Source organism: Candidatus Cloacimonadota bacterium (assembly GCA_034661015.1).
Classification (GTDB): Bacteria; Cloacimonadota; Cloacimonadia; order JGIOTU-2; family JGIOTU-2; genus JAYEKN01.
In genome coordinates this window covers 1-2783 of record JAYEKN010000177.1, presented here as the reverse complement: position 1 = coordinate 2783, position 2783 = coordinate 1, and the positions used below count along the sequence as shown (strand labels likewise).

Sequence of the window (2783 nt, the reverse complement as noted above, 5' to 3'; positions counted from 1 at the left end):
TACTTTACGGACAGACTCTAATTAAGACTTTTCATTTCAGATGCTCCGGAACATCTGAAGTTCCCCCAAAAGGCGTTTGATTGCGGCTGGTTTTGATTTAAAAAAAATAATATGGAAATTAAAGCATTATGAAAAGTTTATTTTTATCAGTTATGTTTCTGTTTTTATTAACAGATCTTTTTGCTATTACAGTAGAAACCGCTCAATTTGAAGATTTTTTGTATAAAACTACTGAAGAGTGCGAATACGACAATTGGATTTCACACATCTCCGAGGGAATTGCCGACGAGGGTTATAATCTTTACGCTCCGTATGACCGGCAAACAAACGGATTTGGTAATTTTATTATAGCCGGAGAAGATACTCTTGCAAATTGGCAAAGTGTGATAACTACATTTCTATCAGGAAATTATGAAGGAGCACAAATTCTTATAGATTTATTTGAGTTTCCCTATGAGGTTGTTGAATTTCACGATACCGGAACTGATAGAATTTATTATCTCCTCCGAGAAAATATTAATCCGGAATATTACGACGACAACGGAACTCCTTTCATTGGTGATGATGAACACGGCGCTTTTGATAACGGTTGGGGCTTATATGTTTATAATCCTTCATCAGATATGCCAGTTGTAATTACCGCACCACATCCTACCGACGATTTCCCTACTCCGGCTGTCAGTTATAAATGTTTTAGAGATTGGAATGCAAAATTTTTATTGATCAGCGGAGTAGGAAGAGAAGTGAAATGGACGGAAGTCGGTAGTTATTCCAATTCCAAATCTCTCAGTGATCCATCGAGAATCAATGCTCATCCGTTTAATGTTGCATATAAATTATTTTGTGATAGAATTCGGGAAGAATTTGGGAGAAGAGAATTTTCCGCTCAAATTCACAGCTATGATTGGGACAGGCATGAGGGACATGCTAATTGTCAAATTTCTGCCGGTTATAATAAAACATGTCCCACTTTACCAATCAGGGATCTCTCTGATTGGCACATAGATATTGTTAACGCCACGGCTGATCCGGTTATTCCGGGCAATTCAATCGGAACACACGAAACCGTTTTTATAAATGATTTTTATGCAGTTAATTATGAAGAATTTGACTTTCTATATTATAATACTACCGTACCATTTCCTGTGAATAATTCTGTTGATCTTCCGGGATATTCTCAAAACAGGCAAATGCTTTATACTTACGTTGATTGGAATAAATACGACGTTTTTGAACCTTTCATGCACATCGAAATGGACGAATTACCCAATTCATATTTCGAGTCTGAAGAAAATTATAAATGGTTTTATGGGTTTAATGATATTTTCGGACATTTTAATATGCAACAGCTTTTTGAGCATACTATAGAATATTATTCAAACTGGGTGCAGGGAATCACAGATATACTGCCACAAGTAATCGAACTTGATGACGGGATGACTCCCGAAATTCCCCAAAATTTAATCATACTTTCAAAAACATTTGATAATCTTACTTTGAATTGGGATGATATTTCGGCATTTGATTTTTGGACCTATGAAATTTACTATGATGATGAACCGATTGTAGATCCACAAAATTGCCAACGGATTGATAGAATTAATGATCCGTTTCTCGCATGTCAATTTGCGGATAGTATATTTATCGAAGGGCTTGAAATGAATCAGGAATACTATTTCCGAATGCGGGTAAGAGATTATGCCGGGAATTTTTCCGAACTGTCTCAAGAGATTTCCTGTTTTACTGCTCCTGTAGATATTTCTGACTTTCAGGCAGTTGGTGGAGACGGAGTGGTTGACCTTGTCTGGACAGCTAATATTCAATCGGGAAATTTGGGTTTTCACGTTTATAGAAAGCCTGCGGGTGGAATTAACTATTTGGAAATTGCGAGTTGGGAAACCGATTCCACTCTTGTTGGCTCCTCAATAATCAACCTCATTTATGATTATCAAGACACTACTGTTATGAACAATAGAAATTATTCGTATTGTATCGCTTCTGAAAATGCAGAAGGTGAAATATTTATGTATGAAAATACGGATGATGCAACACCTATGAAAATATTTGAACTTTATGTTATAAATCAGGATACGACGATTTGCGATACGGTTCGATTTGGAAAGAATCCTTTTGCTACTGATGAATATGATCAGCTATATGATATTGAAAAGGAAGGTCCCACACCCCCGGAATATATTTATGCTGCCTTTTATGAATCACAATGGCAAACTGATTATATGTATTTGTCCCAAGAAATTCATGGAGAATATAATCCGCTGAATGATTACAAAATCTGGAAATTGCTAATCAGAACCAATCAATTGGGTGATACTTTAAGCGTTTCCGTTAGCCCCGATTTCGTCAATCAATACGGGGAATTATATCTTAGGAACAATCATACCCAACAGCTTGTAAATCTAACTTATACTTCCTTATATTATTCTTCCGACAATAGTGCCTATCATCCTTTTACTCTATATTGGGGGGACTTAAAGCCACAAATTGAGATTGCCGATAGATCGAATGGAATTTATCAAGAGGGTGAAGAAGTAACTTTTGCTTGGGACATTTCACATTCTTCGCTGGTTGAAAATATAAAACTGTTGCTTTGTTCTGATGAAGACACCACTTCCGTAGTGAACCAACTTCCCCCAAATACGACAGAATACACTTGGCATATTCCTGCCGGTTTATCCGTCAATAACGCTCGACTTTGTGTGCAAGTGATCACAAATAACGGTGAAGTGATTCGAGGATTTTCGGACTATAAACTTGGAGTGGTT

1 protein-coding gene is annotated in these 2783 nt (G+C 36.7%); it reads left to right on the top strand.

Annotation, left to right across the window (positions count from 1 at the left end; genetic code table 11):
- Positions 1–128: 128 nt before the first annotated feature.
- On the top strand, positions 129–2783 hold a 2655-nt coding region (locus U9P79_06770), incomplete at its 3' end, for a fibronectin type III domain-containing protein (protein MEA2104325.1).